Genomic DNA, 3,129 nt, shown 5'->3' on the forward strand with positions numbered 1-3,129 from the left:
CTAAGAGCCATCACGTAATGCGGGCAGGAAACTGTTGCCCCGCGACGGGGTGCTTCGGTTACCGAATGTCGAGCTTGAGGTTGTGGAGTGCGGCGACACCGGCGACGGCGTGGTTGACCGCCTCGCCTCGGCGTCGGCATTGCCGGAGTATTTGGTGGTCTTTGAGTCTGGCGATGGTGTGTTCAGCGACTGCCCGACGTTTGCGGAACCGGCGGTATTTGCGGTCTTTGATGATGCGTCCGTCGGGACCTCGTTGTGGTGTTCGGATGCGGTCGCTCCCGCGGTAGCCGCCGTCGCCGGACAGGCGGGGATGGTCGGGCAGTCTTTTCTGGAGGGTTTCGCGGAAGACGACAACATCGTTCCGGTTGCCTGGCCAGGCGTCGCCGACTGCTACCACCCTGCGGTCGCGGGTCCGGCAGACGATCTGCACGTTGACGCTGCGCCGATAGTTCTTACTCTTCGCTGTGCGCTGCTGGTCGTGGACGGGGATCAGCGTTCCGTCGACGACCCACAACTCCCGCCTATCGGTCGGCGGCGGGCCGAGGAGCTCGGCGAGCGGTGCGGCGAGCCGACAAATGACCCGGTGTGCAGCCGCGTGGGAGACGTCGAAGAGGGAGCCGAGCTGCTGCATGGTGAGGTTGGTCCGATAGGCCAGAACCACCAGCAGGACACGGTCGGCGAACGGCAATGCCCAGGGCCGGCCCCGGCCGGTGTCGGGTGCAAGCTCCCACAGCTGCCGAACCAAATGCTGCAGCTGCGGCCCACTAAAACCGGTCCAGGCACGTAGGTCGGCCGACGTGGAATGGGCAAGACGCAGGCGCATGAAGACCATCGTAGAGTCCCAAGTCCTGCCGTAGCACAGGGCGTTGTCAGTGGGCTCTTGTAGCTTTGGCGTTGGTTGCCGCGCTGGTCGAACTGCGCACAGGTGACGGCGTCCGACATGAGCCAAAGAAGGAGGTGGGAGCATTGGTGAGCACCGCATTGCGTGACACCGCGCCCGCCTCCAATGCTGCCGCTCGCCGGTACCGGGGAAAGAACAAGAAGAAGCGCTGGACGCGGGACGCGGACACTGAGCTTGCGGTGATCCGCCTTCCCCTCGACGTCCACGACCCCGCCACCCGGCACCGGACCGAGGACCTGTTCTCCGCTATGTGGTCCGTGAAACGGGCACTGCAGCGGGATGCTCGGGACGCTGTCGATGCGTACTGGGCGGGTGATGTCCGCCGCGAGACGGACGCGAAAGCGTGGCGTCTTGAGCTCGGGTTGTCCCGGGAGGGGATGGAACGCCGCGCGTATCGGCACATGGAGAACTCGAAGCATCTCGCCCATCACGTCACCAAAGCACTGGTGATGCACCAGGCCGACGAGGTCTTCGAGACCTCGGTGAGCCGGCACCTGTGCGCGGATGCTTCCGGCCGCCGGCACGGCCGGCCGAAGACCGGCCGCTGGTGGGATTACACGCGGATCCCCGGCCGTGCCCGCTCCCACACCACCGACCGCAAGTGGGAGACGTTCCGGCTGCACGGCACGCTCGCCGGGCACCTGGACGCCTACCGCCACCGGGATCTCGACCCCGCGGTCACCACCCCGGAGCAGGTCGCGGCACTCCCCGTGGGTACCGGGGTGCTCGAGCAGCCACGGCAGCTGCCCGCCCCCGTGCGCCCTGCAGGACGTGTGCACACGGGCGAGGTCACGGCGAAGAAGACGCCGAAGACGCGGGCCGCGACCTGGTGGGATCACACCGGACCTTTGGCCATCGTCTTCACCGGCGGCGCCGATTCCAGCCGCGGCGACCTGGTCCTGCCCGTCCGCCTGCCGTCAGGCTCGGGGCGGTGGCCCTACCTGCTGCACTTCCTGAACAATCCGGAGACCTGGCATAAGATCGACCTCGTGCGCCGCCGGGACACGGCGGCGCCGGGCGGGTGGGCGTACGAAGCGCACCTGATGGTCCTGGCCGGCAGCTACGCATCCCCGGCGACGAAGGCCCGCCGCCTGGCGGCAGCTCAGCTGGAGCGGGTCGGCGGCATCGACGGGAACGTCTCCAACCTTTCCGTCGTCTCCTTCCCCAGTACCTTCGACCCCGCCGACGGCGTCGTCGAAGCAACCCGCATCGAGCCCAGTGACGCGGAGCTTGCCGCGCTGGCGAAAGCCCGCCGCAAGGACCGAGGCCGCAAACGCGCCCTCGACCGCTCCCGCAGAGCGTCCAACCCTGCTCAGTACGGGCCGTCGAAACGGCAGCAGGCCCGGGCCGAACACCGCCAGGCCGCGGGCCTACCCGCCCGGCACGTTGCCGTGCCCGGCGGGGCCAGAGCAGCCAACACGGCAGGGGTGCCCAAGCAGGCATACCGACGCGATGCGCTGTCGGCCGGCTACCGCTTCAACCGGGCCCGACTCGCCGAAGCCGCCGCCACCGCAGCCGCGGCCAAAGACCACCGCGCCCGCCGCATCGCCGCAGACATCGTGGCTGACCACGATGCGAACCTGACCGTCGAGGACTGCGACATTCGCACCTGGTACCGCCGGTGGGGCAAAGCCCTGCAGGCCACCACACCTGGACGGCTCATCGCTGCCATCGGCCGCGAGTGCGAGAAGACCGGCGGGCGGATGCTCCGCGCCTCCACCTTCACCACCAAACTCTCGCAGACGTGCTTCTGCGGCGCGACGGTCACCAAAACCCTCGCCGACCGCATCCACGTTTGCACCGCCTGCGGGCTCGTCGGCGACCGGGACAAGGTCTCCGCAGCCCTGTGCGCGCACGTCCGCCTAGCGGATCCGGACGACCCCAGCACGGCGGGCCTGGACAAAGTCCAGGCCCGCCACACACAGATCTTGTTCCATGAAGGGCTGCAAGAAGCCCTGTCGAGTCAACCGCAGCGCGGTGCCCGCCCCACCCGGGGCCGCACCCACGCGGCAGCCCACACGCCGGACCCTTCCGGCAAACGCGGGCCTCTGCTCGGCACAACACCACCACCCGGTACCGGACCTACCCCGAATGAGACCCGACCCGCAACTAAGCGGCACAAGGCCCACGTCGGAACAACCGGCCGTACGAAGCAGTCACGCCACCCAGGCACGCCGGCTCCGTACAGACATCGGGTGGGCATCACCTCATTACGTGATGACTCTTAG

Annotated in this window: 2 protein-coding genes; one reads left to right on the top strand and one right to left on the bottom strand. The window is 68.3% G+C overall.

Annotated features, from left to right (window positions below; genetic code table 11):
• Positions 1-58: 58 nt before the first annotated feature.
• Entirely contained in the window at positions 59-823 is a 765-nt protein-coding gene (locus SRB17_RS45135) for a transposase (RefSeq protein ID WP_228396719.1), read from the bottom strand.
• A gap of 146 nt (positions 824-969) precedes the next feature.
• Here SRB17_RS45135 and SRB17_RS45140 point away from each other — a divergent pair, with 146 nt between their 5' ends.
• Positions 970-3,129, top strand: coding sequence for a transposase (locus tag SRB17_RS45140; protein WP_194294380.1), 2,160 nt, complete (start codon positions 970-972; stop codon positions 3,127-3,129).

The sequence above is a fragment of the Streptomyces sp. RB17 genome (assembly GCF_009604455.1).
Lineage (GTDB): Bacteria > Actinomycetota > Actinomycetes > Streptomycetales > Streptomycetaceae > Streptomyces.

What these genes read in the sequence shown, in the direction of transcription:
- SRB17_RS45135 (WP_228396719.1), bottom strand. Translation starts at nt 823, where the DNA reads ATGCGCCTGCGTCTTGCCCATTCCACGTCGGCCGACCTACGTGCCTGG.